This is a genomic window from Micromonospora sp. NPDC048947, from assembly GCF_040649495.1.
Taxonomy (GTDB): Bacteria; Actinomycetota; Actinomycetes; order Mycobacteriales; family Micromonosporaceae; genus Micromonospora; species Micromonospora alfalfae.
In genome coordinates, this window is record NZ_JBEZFO010000004.1 from 337498 (window position 1) to 354786 (window position 17289).

General features: G+C 70.1%; 7 protein-coding genes. 4 read left to right on the plus strand and 3 right to left on the minus strand.

Features of this window, described 5'->3' with window-relative positions; translation table 11 throughout:
• Nucleotides 1-133: 133 nt before the first annotated feature.
• The gene (locus AB0B98_RS08845) at nt 134-2374 is read right to left on the minus strand and encodes a glycoside hydrolase family 44 protein (RefSeq protein ID WP_357361617.1); all 2241 of its coding nucleotides are present in this window, start codon (nt 2372-2374) and stop codon (nt 134-136) included.
• Between the two features lie 345 nt (nt 2375-2719).
• On the opposite strand from AB0B98_RS08845, the gene AB0B98_RS08850 reads away from it, so the two are divergent.
• The 3 genes from AB0B98_RS08850 (at nt 2720) to AB0B98_RS08860 (ending at nt 5278) form a co-directional block, all read left to right on the plus strand.
• Nucleotides 2720-3493 carry a hypothetical protein gene (locus AB0B98_RS08850; RefSeq protein ID WP_238668048.1) on the plus strand — a complete coding sequence of 258 codons (774 nt, stop codon included), beginning with the start codon at nt 2720-2722 and terminating at the stop codon, nt 3491-3493.
• A 331-nt stretch (nt 3494-3824) separates the two neighbouring features.
• Entirely contained in the window at nt 3825-5054 is a 1230-nt protein-coding gene (locus tag AB0B98_RS08855) for a cytochrome P450 (RefSeq protein WP_357361618.1), read from the plus strand.
• Nucleotides 5051-5278, plus strand: a complete 228-nt coding sequence (locus AB0B98_RS08860) for a ferredoxin (RefSeq protein ID WP_357361619.1) — start codon at nt 5051-5053, stop codon at nt 5276-5278. The genes AB0B98_RS08855 and AB0B98_RS08860 overlap by 4 nt, the downstream gene beginning before the upstream one ends.
• 235 nt (nt 5279-5513) lie before the next feature.
• On the opposite strand, the gene AB0B98_RS08865 is transcribed toward AB0B98_RS08860, so the two are convergent.
• Together AB0B98_RS08865 and AB0B98_RS08870 are read right to left on the minus strand one after the other, a co-directional pair.
• Nucleotides 5514-6755, minus strand: a complete 1242-nt coding sequence (locus AB0B98_RS08865; protein ID WP_357361620.1) for a SpoIIE family protein phosphatase — start codon at nt 6753-6755, stop codon at nt 5514-5516.
• Nucleotides 6752-7555: an alpha/beta hydrolase gene (locus AB0B98_RS08870; RefSeq protein WP_357361621.1), complete on the minus strand. Its 804-nt coding sequence runs from the start codon at nt 7553-7555 to the stop codon at nt 6752-6754. The genes AB0B98_RS08865 and AB0B98_RS08870 overlap by 4 nt, the downstream gene beginning before the upstream one ends.
• Nucleotides 7556-7884: 329 nt before the next feature.
• Here AB0B98_RS08870 and AB0B98_RS08875 point away from each other — a divergent pair, with 329 nt between their 5' ends.
• A complete protein-coding gene (locus tag AB0B98_RS08875; RefSeq protein ID WP_357361622.1) occupies nt 7885-17283 on the plus strand; it encodes a neuraminidase-like domain-containing protein in 9399 nt (3132 codons plus the stop codon).
• Nucleotides 17284-17289: the final 6 nt, after the last annotated feature.

Consider the following 17289-nt stretch of genomic DNA (forward strand, 5'->3'; position numbering starts at 1 on the left):
GTTCCGTGGGCCGTTTGCCCCGGCCCCCCGCGGGGGGGGGGGGGGGGGGGGGGGGGGGGGGGGGGGGGCGGGGGGCCCCCCCCCCCCCCTCCGGTCTGCTCCGCCGGTGTGGTGCGGAGCTGGGTCTCTCAGGTCACCCGCAGCGTTGCGAGTTGAGGGTGAAGGCGGTTGGTGCCGGATTGGTGCCGCTCCACGTGCCGTTGAAGCCAATGCTGGTGGACGCGCCGGGGGCGAGTTTGCCGTTCCAACTCATGCTGTCCGCTGTGACGCCCGTTCCGTTCTGTTTCCAGGTGGCCGACCAGCCTTGGTCGACCTTCTGGCCGGTGGTGGAGAAGTCGAAGGCGAGTTTCCAGCCGTCGATCGCAGTGGCGCCGGTGTTCTTGATCGTCACTGTCGCGGTGAAGCCGCCCGGCCAACTGTTCGCCGTGTAGCCGACAGCGCAGCCGGCGGTCGGGGCGGTGGGCGCGGTCCGTACGGTCAGGCCGGGGGAGGCCGCTGAGACGTTGCCCGCCGCGTCGCGGGCGGTCACCACGAAGGTGTACGGGGTGTCCGGGGTCAGCCCGGTCACTGTGTACGTCGTTCCGGTGGCGTTGCCCACCTTCACGGTGCCGGCGGTGTCGACCCGGTGTACGTCGTAGCCGGTGACGGCGGTGTCGTCGGTGGACGGTGCCCAGGCCAGTGAGACGCTGTCGCCGGTGATCGTGCCGGCGGTCGGCTTGCCCGGGGCGGTCGGCGCCTGGGTGTCGCCGGGTGTGGTGTCGCGCGGCAGCACCAGGTGGGTGATCGAGTTGGCCGGGAAGGTGGCCGTGAGGCCGTCGGCGGTCACCGGCTGATCGGCCTCCCGGACGACGCCGGCGAGGTTCGCCCCGCTGTACCGGTAGACCTGAGCGGTGCTGGCGGAGGCGCCGGTGAGGGCGACCGGGCTGGTCAGGTCGTCGCCGGTCTTGTTGATGACGACGAGGGTGAGGGCCTTGTCGGCGCTCCGCTCGGCGGCGTACACGGCCAGCCTGCCCTGGTCGGCGCTTGTCGCCTGGACCGAGGTCTCGCCGAACGCGCCGCCCTTGCCGTCGTAGTTGCGGTAGACGCGGAAGGCGTTGGCCACCGGCTGGTCGGCCTGGGGTGCGGTCCAGAGGGTAGCCAGGTCGAGTCCTTCGCGGCCGAAGATGCCGAGGACGTCAGCCTGGGCGAGCGCGCCGTTGAGCGACCCGAAGGCGCCCCAGTTGTACTCGGTCATCGCGATCTTCGTGCCCGGGTAGTGCTGGTCGACCAGTTCGCGTAGGCGCGGGATGTACCGGACCGGACTGTTGATCCAGCTCTCGTCCACGTAGGTCGGGTCCCAGAGTTGGCGGGTCGAGCGCAGTCGCAGCGCCTGGGTGTTGGCGTCGCCGGCCGCGTCGCCGAGCACGCCGGACTGCTGCGGGTAGAGGTGGACGTCGAAGTAGTCGAGGATGCGGGTGCCGTGCTGCTGCTCGTACTCGCGCATCCGGTCCAGGTACCACGGGCCGAGGTCCTGCCCGCCGTGCGCGGCCTTGTCCGGCGGGTTCGACCAGCAGCCGGTGCGCGAGCAGGTGTCCTGGTCGAGGCCCGAGTAGAGGATCGAGTTCAGGCCCCAGCCGACGGGACCGAGCGTCTTCGCGCCGGGGTCGGCGGCCTTGATGGCGGCGGCGTACTCGTAGGTTCTGTCGCGTAGCTCGTCGTAGCCCAGCCCGGCCGGGCGGACGTCGCGGTGGGTGGAGTGCCACAGGTCCGGCTCATTGTCCAGGTTGTAGAACTGGACTCCGCCGTCGGCGGCGGCGCCAAACTGCCCCTTGAGGTGGTTGACGAAGTCGGTGGCGTACTCCGGACCCACCGCGACGCTGGTGTCCTCGGGATCGTTGCCGGTGACCGGTGACCCGTCCGGCTTCAGGCCGTTGCCGCAGTCCGGTGCCCAGGTGTCGGTGGACTGCTGCGGGCCGTACTTGGCGACGCTGAAGCCACACGCCCGTGCCCGTTCCTTGGCGATCCAGCCGAGCATCGGCACTGTCATGACCGTGGCGGCGCCGGTGGCCTTGTTCTCCTGCACGAACCGGTCGGTCTCCGAGCCCTCCGGGAGGTTGGCGGGGTTCGGGTTGTCATTGGGGATGTTCTCGAAGTACCAGTCCGACGCACGATTGGTGGTGTCGACACGGAAGTTGTAGCGGGTGGTGGCGTTGCCGCCGTAGCGGTGCACAGGTAGCCGCAGGTCGCGGGCGAGGGCCTGGTCGGCGAAGTTCATGCCGTAGACGTACGGGCTGATCTGGTGCCGGGCGGCAGTGGTGTCCACTGTCAGGGCCGGGCCGGCTGCGGCCAGGGCGGGCCCCGGCAGGACCACACCGCCGAGGGCCGTGGCTAGCACGACCGGAAGTAGAGCTGTGGTGGGACGCACGAGCATTCCTTTCGCAGAGGAGCTCGACGATGGGAGCGCTTCCACAGCGTTCCGCTTTCCCGGCTCCGAGTCAACGCCCAGCGGATCCGTGCAGCGCTACGCGGCTGGCCGACCGGAGTCAGTCTCTTCACATATAATGACGTCCGTCAATGTGGCTGTGGCTGATGCGGTGATGCCGGAATAGCTCGGATCACCGCAGCGCGGAGGCAACCGCGCCGCAGCGGTGCGAGCGGGAGCACCTCAGCGTCGCATGGCCGGAAGGTTCCTGCTGGCCCCGCCCCTGTGGTGGGGAGCCAGCCGTCTTGGAGGATGACAATGCGGAGTTTTCTCGCGGTGTTCAGCGCCGCCCTGATCCTCGGGGCCGCAGTCGGCAGTGTCCCGGCCGGCGCATCGGCGGCCTCCCCGCCCTCGTGCCCCCGTGGCCTGCTTTTCTGTGAGGACTTCGAGCGGCTGCCCGCCGGGGGGCCCAGCACGTTGAACTGGGGCGTCGACACCCGCAACGGCACGCTCACCGTCGAACGTGCCCGTCGCGGCAACCAGGTGCTGCACGTCCACACCGTCGACAATGGGCGCGCCTTCCTGCGCGTCGACGACTTCGCTGCGCCCGGCAACCGCTTCTACGGCCGGATGCGTCTGCGCGTCGACGCCTTCCCGACGGCCCCGGACTGGGCGCACTTCACGCTGGTGGAAGCAACCGGCACCGGCAGCGCGGAGGTCGTCCGTCCCGTCGGTGGGCAGTACGCGCCAACGGTCCCCGGAACCTTCTGGGGGGTCGGCGCCGACGGCGGTCCGACCGGCGACTGGACCAACTGGCGGGAGTCCGCCCCGGTCGTAGAGGACACCTGGCAGTGCTTCGAATGGAAGATCGACGCGGCGGACAACCGCGTCGCGGTGTGGATCGACGGCGTGGCGAACCCGGAGCTGACAGCCTCCACGAGCGACCACGGTGGCAACGACGTTCCCTTCGTCCTGCCGACTGTCGACACTGTGAAGATCGGCTGGCAGCTCTACCAGGGCGGCACGACGCCGGGCGATTTCGACCTCTGGATCGACGACATCGCCCTGTCGAGCAAGCGGCTCGGTTGCTGATCTGGAGCCGAGGAGTCTCGCGACACCTGTGGTCGTGATGTCAGTCCCGATGGGTGTCCCTGCCGGGGTGCGGCTCTACTGCCGCACCCCGGCGGAGTGGCTGGTCGTCGAGAGCGAGGCCCGGCGAGCGGTTGGCCGCGAGACCGTTTTCGCGTGCGGACGGGACCAGCCTGCCATGGCGATCATCGGCATCTCCCGCTACGATCCGACATCGACAGATTACTAAGCGTTGATGTGTGCTGTCCGCAAGCCCTGGACGCTGGCAATCCGGCGCCGCTACGAACGTGGTGCCCGACCTGAGGATCACGCCCTCTCGACGAAGGGAATCCGGATGACGGAGAGCGCGCAGACCACCGAGAGTCGAAGCGTTCCGCCCGCGCGGCCGTATCCGTTCAGTGTGCCCGACCGCCTCGTCGTCGATCCGACCTACGGCGAGCTGCGCGAGAACGAGCCGATGACCCGCGTGAAGCTCCCCTACGGCGAGGAGGCCTGGCTCGCCACCCGGTACGAGGACGTCCGTACGGTCCTCGGCGACGTGCGGTTCGGCCGCGCCCCGGCCGTCCAGCGCGACGAGCCCCGACTCACCCCGCGCCAGCAGTACAGCGGCATGCTGACCCTGGACCCGCCCGATCACACCCGGCTGCGCCGGTTGGTGGCGAAGGCGTTCACGGCACGTCGGGTGGAGGCGCTGCGCCCCCGAACCCAGGAGATCGCCGACGCGCTCGTCGACAACCTGGTCCGGCTCGGTCCTCCGGCCGACCTGGTGGAGCACGTCGCCACGCCGCTGCCGATCCAGGTGATCTGCGAGCTGCTCGGGGTGCCGTACGCCGACCGCGACCGATTCCACATCTGGTCCGAGGCGATCGTCTCGACCACCTCCCTGCCGATGGAGACGATCCAGGAGTACCTGAACAATCTCTGGGGCTACATCGGTGATCTGGTTGCCGAGCGCCGCCGCGAGCCGGGGATCGACGACCTGCTCGGCGCGTTGGTGCGGGCCCGCGACGAGAATCAGGATCGGCTCAGCGAGACCGAGCTGGTGGAGCTGGCCGGAGGGCTGCTCGCGGCCGGCCACGAGACCACTGTGACCCAGATCCCCAACTTCGTCTACGTCCTGCTGCACAACCCGGACCAGCTCGCTCAGCTGCGGGCCGACCCGTCGCTGGTGCCGGCCGCTGTGGAGGAACTGTTGCGGTACGTGCCGCTCGGCGTCGGCTCCTCCTTCGCCCGGTACGCCAAGGAGGATGTCGAGGTCGGCGGGGTGCTGGTCCGGGCAGGTGAGCCGGTTCTCGGCTCACTGTCCTCGGCGAATCGGGACGGTGGCGTCTTCGCCGACCCGGACCGGCTGGATCTCACGCGCGAGCAGAACCCGCACCTGGGCTTCGGGCACGGTGTGCACCACTGCGTCGGCGCGCAGCTGGCCCGCATGGAGTTGCAGGTCGCCGTCGCCACCCTCGTGACCCGCCTGCCCGGATTGCGGCTCGCCGTGCCGGAAGCCGAGCTGGAGTGGAAGCGGGGCATGTTGGTGCGGGGCCTGCTCGGCATGCCGGTGGCCTGGTGAGCGCCGCCTGGCGGATCGGGGTGGACTCACGCCGCTGCATCGGCACGAGCATCTGCGCCGGTACCGCGCCCGAGTACTTCCACCTGGTAGACGGTCAGTCCGCGCCGCTGGCCGACGTGGTCGCCCCGGCCGAGGTCGTCCTCGACGCCGCCGACTCGTGCCCGGTGGAAGCGATCACGGTCCACGACACCACCGACGACAGGCTGATCGCGCCGCAGGAGTGACCCGAGATCGACCCGGTGCCAGGGCACACAGCGACCCCTGGAGGGCGGGCATGGACGGCGTATCAGCTCGCGTCAGCTTCAACTCCGGCTGGCGATCCGGGGCAGAAGCGTCGCCTGGCGCCCGGCGCCGAGTTGCTCGTGGGGTTCGACGCCGGGGGCATGCCTTCGGCCGACACCTTCACGGGTGCTCCTGGCCGGTCGGATCGGCCCCGACGGAGGGGCACTGTGCGTACGACTAGGCGCGAGTGTGAGCAGGCGGGCCTGGGTCGAGCGACACTGCCATGAGGGCCACGTCGTCGTCGAGCCGTTGGAAGGTGGCGAGGAGTTCGGTAAGCGCACTGACTGCCGCGGGCGCGGTGGTGGGCGCCAGCCGGGCCAGGAATTCCTGCAGCGACTCTTCGCCGAATTGCTCCGCGCCGAGACCGGAACGGGCTTCGAGCAGGCCGTCGCTGTAGAGGATCAGCGTGTCGCCGGGCTCCAGGGAGAAGGTCCGGGTCGCGATGCGTGGTGTGCGGAGGCCGCCGATGATGGTGCCGCCGGTGGTGGGTCGCGGCTCGACGGTGCCGTCGGCCCGCAGCAGCATGGGGGCGGGGTGGCCACCACCGGCGAGGGTGATCGAGTAGCCGGTTGGCGTCGGGGTGAGGATGCCGAGGATGACAGTGCAGTGGCGGTGTGACCGGCTGCGGTGATCCTGGTAGAGAACGGTGTTGAGGTGGGCGAGCGCGGCGGCGGGATCCGGGTCGTAGGCGGTAGCGGTGCGCAGGGTGTGTCGGGCGGCCGCGGTCGTGGCGGCAGCGGCGAGGCCCTTGCCGCACACGTCGCCGAGGAAGAACCCCCACCGGCTCGCGTCGAGCGGGTACAGGTCGTAGAAGTCTCCGCCGATCCGGTCGGCGGAGGCCATGTGGTAATAGGCGCTGGTCTGTGTACGCGGCGGGGCCGGCAACGTGTCCGGCAGCAGACTGTGTTGCAGTCCGGCGATCAATCCCCGCAGGCGTTCCCGTTCGGCGTCGGCTTCCTGGCGGGCATGGAGGAGCTCGTTTTCGTACGCGCGACGTTCGCGGGCGTCGAAGACTGTCGTACGGATCAGCAGGGGTTGGCCGTCACTGCCCGTCTTGACCACGGAGGTGACAAGCACTGGTAACCGGGATCCGTCCGCGCGCCTGAGTTCGAGGGCGACACCGTTGATCTCGCCCTGCATCTGTAGCGTCGGGGCGAAATGTGTCTCGTGATACAGCTTCCCGCCTACGGTGAGCAGGTCACTGAAGCGTTTGCGCCCGATGACGTCCTCGCGGGTGTAGCCGAGCCAGCCGAGCAACGTCGCATTGATCTTGGCAATGGTGCCGTCCAGTAACGTGGAGACGTTCCCGCACGGCGAACCGTCGTAGAGATCGTCGATGTTGTCCTCCAGCATGGCGGGAAACTCCGCGGCGTCCCGCAGCCCGCAGCGCGACCCCGTGCGGGGCACCGGTTCACTCACCGGCGTTCCGCCACGAACGCCGCGATGGCCTGCGCCGTCGCCTGCGGCGCGCTCAGTTGTGGGCAGTGCCCGGTGGCGTCGAGCGTGACCAGGCGACTGCCCGTTATCTGGTCGTTGACGTAGGCGCCCACCTCGGGGGGCGCGATCGCGTCGATCGCCGACTGGATCACCAGCGTGGGCACTCGTACCCTCGCCAGGTCGGCACGATGATCGGACAGGAAGGTGACCCTCGCGAACGCCTTCGCGATGGTCGGGTCGGCGCGGCAGAAACTGGCAGTCAGTTCTTCGCCCAGTTCGGGCCGGTCGGGATTCCCCATAATCATCGGCGCCATGCCGGCCGACCATCCGAGATAGTTGCTGTCCAGCGAATCCAGCAGCTCGTCGATGTCGTCACGGGTGAACCCGCCCCGGTAGCCCTCCTCGTCGATGTAGCAGGGTGAGGGAGTCAGCAGGACCAGGCCGGCGAAGCGGTCAGGCTGCTCGTTGACAGCCAACACGCCGATCATGGCGCTGACGGAGTGCCCCACGAAGATCACGTCGCGAAGGTCCAGATCACGGCAGATCTCCAGGACGTCGCGGGCGTAGCCGTCGAGAGTCGCGTGCCGATCCGAGTCCCACGCCGTCACGTCGGAGCGCCCCGCACCGACGTGGTCGAAGAGCAGCACGCGAGACTGCTCGCCGAGCGTCGCCGTGATGTGCCGCCACATGTTCTGGTCACATCCGAAGCCGTGGGCGAGCATCACCATCGGGCCACCTTCCCGACCCGTGACGGTGACGTTGCTGCGCTCCCGAACGTTCATGCCCGCATTGTTGCACCCGTGCGAGCCGATCTGGAATGACCGGTAATCCACCTCAAATGCCGCCGCTGCTGGCCGAGACGATGTCGCTCACCGTTTGGGTCGCTGCTCAGCCGGTGCAGTGTCACTGAGGCTGAGGGTGCTGCCCGGGAAGTCCCGGCTCTGCCACCGGCCGTCCCGGCAGTGCCCGCTGCCGTTCAGCCAAACGGGAAGGCGGATCTTGGACAATGTGATGCTGCGTGCTCCTCCGATCCGCAGGATGCCAGGTAGCCCCCGGTCGTACCGGCGTCAGACAGCCGCCGTCGCCGGCTGGCGGACGATCGGAGATGCTCATGACCACCCCGATGGGCTCGCGCCGCCACCGCCCCAGCGACGACGTCCGGCGGCTGCACACCGCGCTGCTGCGGATGCCCGCTGACATCGCCACCGACGAACTGGTCGACGCCCGGTACGGGCCGACCACCCGTCGTGGGGTGGCCGAGTTCCAACGGACGCACAAGCTGCCGGTCACCGGCACTGTGGACGGGGCGACCCGGGACGCGGTGCAGATGGTGCTGGCCGAGCCGCCGTCCCGGTTCGTCGTGGTGGGTCGGGTGCGCTGGGCCGACGGGCAGCCGGCGAACGCTCTGACGATCGGAGCGTTCGACCGGGACCTGCGGCACTCCGAGCAGCTCGGCGAGGCGATCACCGGGGATGACGGACTGTATCGCATCGACTACTCGCGGGACCGGTTCACCCGCTCCGAGAAGCAGTCCGCCGACCTGTTCGTCCGCGTGTCCGCTGGTGATCGCCTTCTGTCCGACCCGCCGCTGAGCGCTGTGTTGTTCAACGCTCCCGAGCTTGCCGCGCTCACAGTGGATCTGTCCGGTGGCGGGGACCGGGAACGCAGTGAGTACGAACGGATCCTCGCCACGATCGTCCCGCTGCTCGGCGAGGTCGCGCTGTACGACCTGCGGCAGGACGACGAGGTCGAGGACGTGACGTTCCTGGCTGCCGAGACCGGACTGCCCGCGACGGCGCTGGCGCACTTCGGTGTGGCGCAGAAACTGGCCGCGTCCTACAAGCTGCCGGCGGTGTTCGGTTACGCGCTGTTCGCCGAGCGGACGCTGTTGACAGCGAGTTGCACCGGCGCCGCGCTCGCCCGGTTCGACGTCGATCTGAACACCGAGCTGCGGCCGCTGTACTACGACATGGCACTGCTCGACGAGCACACCGTCCGGAACGCCGTCGCCGAGGCCGTGCGCCATCGCTACGTTCCCGAGGACCTGCTCGGTGAGCTGGACCGGATCCTCGACATGCTGGCCCGGGTGCGGCCGGAGGCCAAGGAGTACGTCGCGCAGGAACGGCCGAAGGTGTTGTACGGGCGGGTGGAGCGGTTCCTCGCCGACGGCGCGCACGAGCGGGTCCAGACTCTTCTCGCCGCCGACGCCGCCGGTGACCTGCCCGGGCTGATCGCCCGGCTTGCTGACGCGGCGGCGTTTCCCGACCGGTCGGCCGCCGAGGCGGCCGGCGCGGCGAGCGTGTTGGCCGACGTGCTGGGCTACGACGAGACGATCGTCGACCGGGTCCGCGACCGCGAGGGAATCGAGCGGCCGGCCGACGTTCGCCGGCTGGCCCGCCTGGCCCCGGCGGACTGGCGGCGGGTGTTGCAGGACAGCACAACGGATGTCCGGGTCGCTGGTCAGCCGGTCCGGCCGGAGCTGATCGACCTGCACGCCGGCGCGCTGGCCCGCAAGCTGGAGAGGCGCTATCCCACCACTGCCTTCACCGCGCAACTCGAACGCGACGCGGGCGCCGTGGCCGACACCACAGCGACCGCCGCAGCCGAACGACCCGACGGCAACGGCGATCGGCCCGGCCCCGGTCAACGGGCCGACCCCGACGAACAGCCCGGCACCGAAGAACAGCCCGGCACCGACGAGCGGGCCAGCGCCGCCGAACGCGCCTTCGGCGGGCGCCGGGACGCGGTGCTCGAACTGCTCACCGCGAATCCGGACTTCGACCTCGCGACCGGCAACGTGGAACGGCTGCTGCGCGACCACCCGGAGCGGCTGCGGACCGGGCGGCCGGCGCTCAAGGCCATGCAGCGGATCTTCAAGCTGGCACCGACCTATCGGCAGACCACGGCGTTGCTGGCGGCCAACGTGCCGTCGGCGGCCCGGATCCACGCCCTCGGCGAGACGCGGTTCGTGGCCACCGCCGTGAACACCGGCCGGTTCACCGACGAGCAGGCCCGGTCGGTGTATCGCCGGGCCGTGGACGTGCACGTGGCGAGCGGGCTGCTGGCCGGCGAACTCCAGAGCGCGGCGCGGGCGCTGCCGGTCCGGGCCCTGGGCGGCTCGGTGGCCCCGGACCTCACCCCCGTCAGCGCCGACTTTCCCAACCTGAGCAGCCTGTTCCAGCTCGCCGACTCCAGCTACTGCGAGCCGTGCCGCAGCGTGCACAGCGCCGCCGCGTACCTGGTGGACGCCCTTCAGTTCCTCGGTGACCGGCTGGTGACCGACGCCGACACGCCGGGTCCGGCCACCAAGGTCGCCCGGGACGTGCTGTACGGTCGCCGGCCTGACCTCGGTGACCTGGATCTGAGCTGCGAGAACACCGACCTCCCGCTGCCCTACCTGGACCTGGTGTGCGAGCTGCTGGAGGAGGCGGTGTCGCCGGACGCGGGCCTCGCGTTCGGGGGCCCGCTGAGCGGCGGCGTCGACCCGGTGGAGGCGCCGTCGGCCGGGCTGCTGAGCCTGTTGCAGGGCCAGGGCTGGCCGTTCACCGACCGTTCCCTCGTGTACGAGCCGGACCTGGCCGGGGCTCGCGTCGTCCGGGACGTCGGCGTGGTGGCCAAGGCGAGCCCGGACGGGGGCGGCGGGTGGTTCGTGCGCCGACTGCGCCAGAGCACCGGCACCGCGCTGGAGTTGGCGGCCGCGCCGCAGTACGTGAATGCCGCCGCGTACGCCCTGCTGGCGGGCAGCCGGTACGCGTTCGCCCTGCCGTTCGACCTGGCGCACGAGGAGACCCGCAGCTACTTCGCCCAGTTCGACATCGCCCGGGCCGACGTGATGCGGGCGCTGCGCCGGTCGGCGGGCCCGAGCGACGAGGCCATCGCGGCCGAGGAACTGGGGATCAGCGACGCGCAGCGGCAGTTGGTGGTCACAGCCGACCCGGCCGCTCAGGACGACATCTGGAACACCGCGCCGCTCGGCGCTCTGGGCGGCATCGCCCGGGTGGACAACTTCCTCGCTCGGGCGCGCCTGGACTATCGGGAGTTGACCGAACTGCTGGCGCTGACCTGGGTCAATCCCGGGAACGCCATGTTCGTCAAGCACCTGGACACCGGGTCCGACCTCAGCGCGAAGCGGATCCAGCAGCTCACCGACGCGCGCCTGGACCGGATCCACAGGTTCCTGCGTCTGCTGCGCGCGCCGGCCTGCACCGGTTGGACGCCGCCGCTGCTGGACCGGACGATCCGGGCCGACGCGCTGGGCGGCGGTTCCCTGGACGACGACCTCCTGGTCACGGTTGCGGCGCTGCACCGGCTGGCCGCTCGGCTCGGGCTGCCGTTGCCCGAGGTGGTCGACCTGTTCGCGCCGCTGAACGAGTCGCGGTACGCCGAGGTGTTCCGCAACACGGCGAACGGCCCGGTCCTCGACGCGTTCGAGCCGGCAAACGTGCTCGCCAACGAGCAGGCGGAGCTGACCACACCCGGCTCCGGTGCTCCGCTGTCGGCGCACGAGGCGTACCTGGCGACCTGCCTGGGGGCCACCACGGCGGACACCGCTCTGCTGGTAGCCGACCTTCCGGCCCCGGCGATCGTCAGCAACGTCGGCCTGCACACGGTGTACGCCGGAACGCTGCTGGCCCGGTCGCTCGGGCTCACCGTCAGCGAGTACCTGACCATGAAGGATCTGATCGGGCCGGATCCGCTCACCACACCGGCCGCCGCGCTGGCCTTCGTCGCGCTGCTCGACGCCGCCCGGGCCGGCACCGGCATCAGCCCGGCCGACCTGCGCTACCTGCTCCGACACGAAGCCGACGACCTGGCCGCGCGGGACCTGCCGGACGAGACGCTGACCGCGGTGCTCACCGGGTTGCAGGCCGGTTACCAGAGCGGCTACGCGGCGACCCGACCCGCTGTCGACCCGGCGGCGCCCCCCGAGGAGAACCTGCCGGGCCTGCGTGCCCTGCTGGCCGTGGTGCCCGGGATGACCGAGGCGGACCTGGCCGGCTTCACCTCGATAGTGGACGGTGGCTGGACCGATGCGGTGACCACCCCGGCGCAGTTCGTCGACGCGAAGCTCGCCGCCCTCGTGGACACCACACCGATAACAGCAGCGATCGTGGCCAGCCCCACCGAAGCCCAGCAGACCACGCTGCTGCTGGCCATCACCACGACCCTGTCCAGCTACGCGTACACCCGTACCAAGCAGGAGCTGGCGGTGGCGGCGGTGGCCGACACCTTCGGGTTCTCGGCGGACGCCGCCGCGACAGTGCTGGCCGGCGCGCAGCTGACCCGGCCGCTGCTCGCGGTGCTCACCGACGACGCGCTGGTGGATCTTGTGAACGAGCCGCCGGCGCCGCCGGCGGTCACCCCGGCCGGGTTCGACGAGCAGTACCGGGCACTGCGCCTGCTGCACGTGCTGAGCCGGCTCGTCGACCACCTGAGGGTGCCCGACGCGGACCTCGGCTGGCTGCTGGCGAACGCCCTGCCGCTCGGCTGGCTGGCCCCGGACCGGGTGCCGTACCAGACCGGCCGGCCGCCGGCCCCGTTGACCGACTGGATCCGGTTGGCCGCCGGAGTCGAGCTGGCCCGCACCTACCCGCCGGTGGCGAACCCGCTGGACGCAGCCGCGCCGTGGACGGTGTATGGGCTGTTCGACCTGGTCCTGGCGGCCGGGACCACCGCCACGCAGGTCCACACCCATCTGGCGCAGCTCGGTGGCTGGGACGCCACAGTGCTGACCGACCTCGACACCCACCTCGAACTGTCGGCGGTCGACCTCACCGCGTACCGGTCACCGGCGACGATCCAGCGACTGGCCCAGGCGCTCACAGTGCTGCGCCGGCTGGGCCTACCGGTGGCGGCGGCGGTGCCGCTGGGCCAGCCGGTCACCACGGCGGCAGGGGCGGCCACCATGCGGCAGGCCCTGAAGGCGCGCTACGCCGAGGCCGAGTGGTTCGGGGTGCTCCAAGGGGTGCAGGACCGGCTGCGGGTGGCCAAACGGGACGCGCTGGTCGCGTACCTGTTGGCCGAGAACCCAGGGCTGCGCGACACCAATGACCTGTACGACCACTTCCTCATCGATGTCGAGATGGGCGCCTGCATGGCGACGTCGCGCATCGTGCAGGCACACGCCACAGTTCAGTTGTTCGTGCAGCGCTGCCTGCTGGGCCTGGAGCCGGACAGCGTCGCGGCGGTCACCGAGGATCCAGGTTGGGACCAGTGGAACTGGATGGCCAACTACCGGGTGTGGGAGGCCAACCGGAAGATCTTCCTGTATCCGGAGAACTGGATCCTGCCGGAGTTGCGGGACGACAAGTCGGAGCTGTTCACCGAGCTGGACGACCAGTTGCAGCAGGACGAGCTGACCGACCTGGCGGTGGAGAACGCCACCATCGCGTACCTGGAGAAGCTGGACGACCTGGCACACCTGGACGTGATGGCCTGCTACTACCAGCACGACAGGCATCTCATGCACGTGTTCGCCCGCACCCGGGGCGGCGACCCGACCGTGTACTACCACAGGCAGTTCGAGCGGGAGCGGTACTGGACGCCGTGGCGGCGGGTGCCGCTGGACATCGCGGGCGACCACCTGCTCGCCTTCGACCGCAACAGCCGGCTCACAGTGGCCTGGCCGGTCTTCACGCAGGAGACCGACACGGCGCAGACCTCCCAGATTCCGGACCCGGACGGCATCCCGCCGGGCGGCACCGAGACGGAGCGACCGCGTCGGCGGTGGCGGATCCAGCTGGCCATCGGCGAGCGGACGCAGGACCGCTGGCAGCCGAAGAAGATCTCCAAGGACGCGCTGTACTACCCCACCAGCGGCTACCGGGAGGACCTCCCCGCCGCGGACGAGTTCACCTGCTTCGCGTACGCGGCCGGAGCGGCCGGTCAGGCGATCAGCGTGCTCACCGGCTCCGAGTTCGTCGGCTCGTTCGCATTGACCGGTTGCCGAGGCTATCCGGAGCCGATGCCGGGCGGCGGCTCCGGCAACCTGCAGCTGTCGCCGGTGTTCAAGGACACCGAACTGTTGGCCGAACGGTTCACCGAACTGGTCTTCCGGACGCAGAACGACCTGGCGATCAGCACTCCGCTGATGGGCGCGTTCCAGACGCTGGTGGCGCAGACGCCCGGCCGGTTCCGGGTGACGTACCCCATGCAGATGTCGTTGCTCGACTGGATCGTCATGCTGCTGGGGCTGGCGCAGAGCATCCGAGGCACCCACGACCGCCGGCCGGTGCTGCCACTGGGCACCTTGATGCCGTACTTCTACGGCGACTACGACCGTGGTTACGTGATCATCCCGGGCTTCTACGACCGGCGTGCCGAGGACCCGGCGGACCGGATCGAGAAGACGTACAGCGACGTTGACGAGTTCGCCCGCGACGTGTTGGCTCTGCTCACCGAGTACCTGCGCCGATACGCCGAGGACCCGGCGCACGACCTCGCGGCCGCCGTGCAGGCGATGACCGAGGACGCGGAGTACCACAGGCTGGTGGCCGAGTTCGAGGTCTACGGCACCCTGTCGTACGGGGTGCGGTTCGCGAACTTCTACCACCCGCTGCTGTGTTTCCTGCGGGCCACCGTCCACCGGTCGGGCGTGCCGGCGTTGCTGAGCCGGACCACCCAGCTCACCAACACGGGGTTCGACTTCGCTGACACCTACCAGCCGGCGCCGGTGGTCGTGTCGCCGTACCCGGTGGAGGATTTGGACTTCGCCGCGGACGGCGCGTACGCGGGCTACAACTGGGAGCTGTTCTACCACCTTCCGTTCGACATCGCGCTGCGGCTCAACCGGGACCAGCGGTTCGCCGAGGCGCGGAACTGGTTCCACCACATCTTCAACCCGGTCGGCACCGCCGACGGCGCCGCTGCCCCGCAGAAGTACTGGGTCACCAAGCCGTTCTTCCAGACCGGAGTGCCCGAGCTGCTCAACCAGCGGATCGGCGACATTCTCACGGCGATCGCGGCCGACCCGTCGGGGGCCAGCATCACGGACCTGAAGTTCGCTGTGGAGCAGTGGCGGGGGAAGCCGTTCAACCCGCACGTGGTGGCCCGCAGCCGGCCGGTCGCCTACCAGCTCGCCGTGGTGGTCAGCTACATCAAGAACCTTGTCGACTGGGGTGACCAGCTGTTCCGGCAGTTCACCAGGGAGTCCGTCACCCAGGCCACTCAGCTCTACATTCTGGCCGACAAACTGCTCGGGCCGAAGCCGAGCGTGGTGCCGCCGCTGGTCAGCCCGGCTCCGGCCACCGTGAACCAGCTCCAGGCCACCGTGGACCTGTTCGGCAACGCGCTGCTGGACCTGGAGAACCTGATCCCCGACCTCGACCTGCTGCCGCACGGCGGTGCGGAACTGCCCAGCCCGCTGAGCTACTCCGCGTTGTACTTCTGCGTCCCGCCCAACGAGGAGATGCTCCGGCTGTGGGACCTGATCGGCGATCGGCTGTTCAAGATCCGCAACTGCCAGAACATCGACGGGGTGGAGAGCATGCTCGCCCTGTTCTCGCCGCCGATCGACCCGGGGGCACTGGTCCGGGCCGCAGCCGCCGGCATGTCCGTCTCGTCGTTCCTGGCCGGGCTCGGCGCACCGCTGCCGAACTACCGGTTCCGGGTGCTGGCCCAGAAGGCCACCGAACTCGTCGGGTACGTCGGTGAGCTGGGCGGCGGGCTGCTCGCGGCAATGGAGAAGCGGGACGCCGAGCAACTCGCCCGGCTGCGCGCCGGCCAGGAGATCGCCCTGCTCGACGCGGTACGGGCGGTCAAGCTCGCCACCATCGCGGAGGCCGAGGGCAACGTCGCAGCGCTGGAACTGAGCCGCAAGGTGGTGGAGGAGCGGCAACGCTACTACGCCGGCCGGCCGTACATGAACGCCTGGGAAATCACCGCCACCGCGTTGTCAGGGGTGTCGCTGCTCGGCGAGACCGCGATCGCCGTGGGCTACATCCTGTCCGGCGGGCTGAAGCTGATACCCAACTTCACTGCTGGTGGCGCCGGCTTCGGTGGCTCACCCACGGTGACCCTCACCCTCGGCGGGGACAAGGCCGGTGCCGCCGCCGACTCGGCGGTGATGACCCTGGAAGCGATCGCCCGGGCCCTGGACAAGGCCGCCGGGATGGCCGCCAACCAGGGCGGCTACCGCCGCCGGATGGACGACTGGGAACACCAGGCGGCGCTGGCCGGTCTCGAACTGACCCAGCTCGACCAGCAGCTCCTCACCGGGCGGCTGCACGTGGCCATGCTCACCGACGAGCTGGCGGCGCACGACCAGGAAGCCGACAACGCCCGGGCCACCGAGGAGTACCTGCGCGGCAAGTACACGAACACCGAGCTGTACCAGTGGATGATGAGCCGGGCCAGCTCGGTCTACTTCGGGGCGTACCAGCTCGCCTTCGACGTGGCGAAGAAGGCCGAGCGGTGCTTCGCCCACGAGCTGGGCAGCGAGGCCACGTTCCTGCAACCCGGCTACTGGGACAGCCTGCGCAAGGGGCTGACAGTGGCGGACACGCTGCGCCACGACCTGAAGCGGATGGAGGTGGCCTACCTCGACCAGCACAGCCGCGAACGCGAGCTGACCCGGCACGTCTCGCTGGCGCAGCTCGACCCGGCGGCGTTGATCGAGCTGCGGGCCACCGGCAGTTGCGTCGTCAACGTCCCGGAGGCGCTGTTCGACCTGGACCACCCCGGGCACTACTTCCGCCGGCTCCGCACTGTCAGCCTGTCCATCCCGTGCGTGGCCGGCCCGTACACCCCGGTGACCGCGAAGCTCTCCCTGATCGGCAACAGGTACCGGAGCTCCACCGCGGCCCGGCAGGGCGGCACCAGCGCCAAGGACAAGTACACAGAGGTGCCCGGTGACGAGCGCTTCGCGTACAACGTGGGCGGGATCGAGTCGATCGCGACCAGCAGCGGCCTCAGCGACAGCGGCATGTTCGAGCTGAACTTCGCCGACGACCGCTACCTGCCGTTCGAGGGCAAGGGCGCGATCGGCACCTGGCGGCTGGAACTGCCGACGGCGGTCCGCCAGTTCGACTACGACAGCATCAGCGACATCATCCTGCACCTGCGCTACACGGCCCGCGACGGCGGCTCGACGCTGCGCGGCCTGGTCGAGGACTCCCTGCGGGAGGTGCTCAACGAGATGTTTGTCGACGCCGGACGGACGGGGCTGTACCAGGCATACAGCCTGCGCCACCACTTCCCGGACGAGTGGTGGCAGCTCACCCAGCAGCAGAGCACCGAGTTGACCATCGGGCCGGAGCACCTGCCGTACCTCGCCCGTGACCACCAGCCGGTGGTGGACGAGGTGACCTGGTACGCCCGGGTGGACGGTGATCCCGGGACGTACGACCTCACGGTGGCCGGTGACCCGGTGACGTTGAACCGGGACGCCGACCTGCGGCAGTGCGTGGGTCAGTCCGATCCGCTGGTTCTCGGCACCCCGGTCACGCTGGCGGCCGACCCGGACGGCCTGAGCGACCTGGTAGTCCTGCTGCACTACCGGCTCGACGGCTGAGGGGGA

What these genes read in the sequence shown, in the direction of transcription:
- AB0B98_RS08850 (WP_238668048.1), top strand. Translation starts at nt 2,720, where the DNA reads ATGCGGAGTTTTCTCGCGGTGTTCAGCGCCGCCCTGATCCTCGGGGCC.
- AB0B98_RS08855 (WP_357361618.1), top strand. Translation starts at nt 3,825, where the DNA reads ATGACGGAGAGCGCGCAGACCACCGAGAGTCGAAGCGTTCCGCCCGCG.
- AB0B98_RS08870 (WP_357361621.1), bottom strand. Translation starts at nt 7,555, where the DNA reads ATGAACGTTCGGGAGCGCAGCAACGTCACCGTCACGGGTCGGGAAGGT.
- AB0B98_RS08875 (WP_357361622.1), top strand. Translation starts at nt 7,885, where the DNA reads ATGACCACCCCGATGGGCTCGCGCCGCCACCGCCCCAGCGACGACGTC.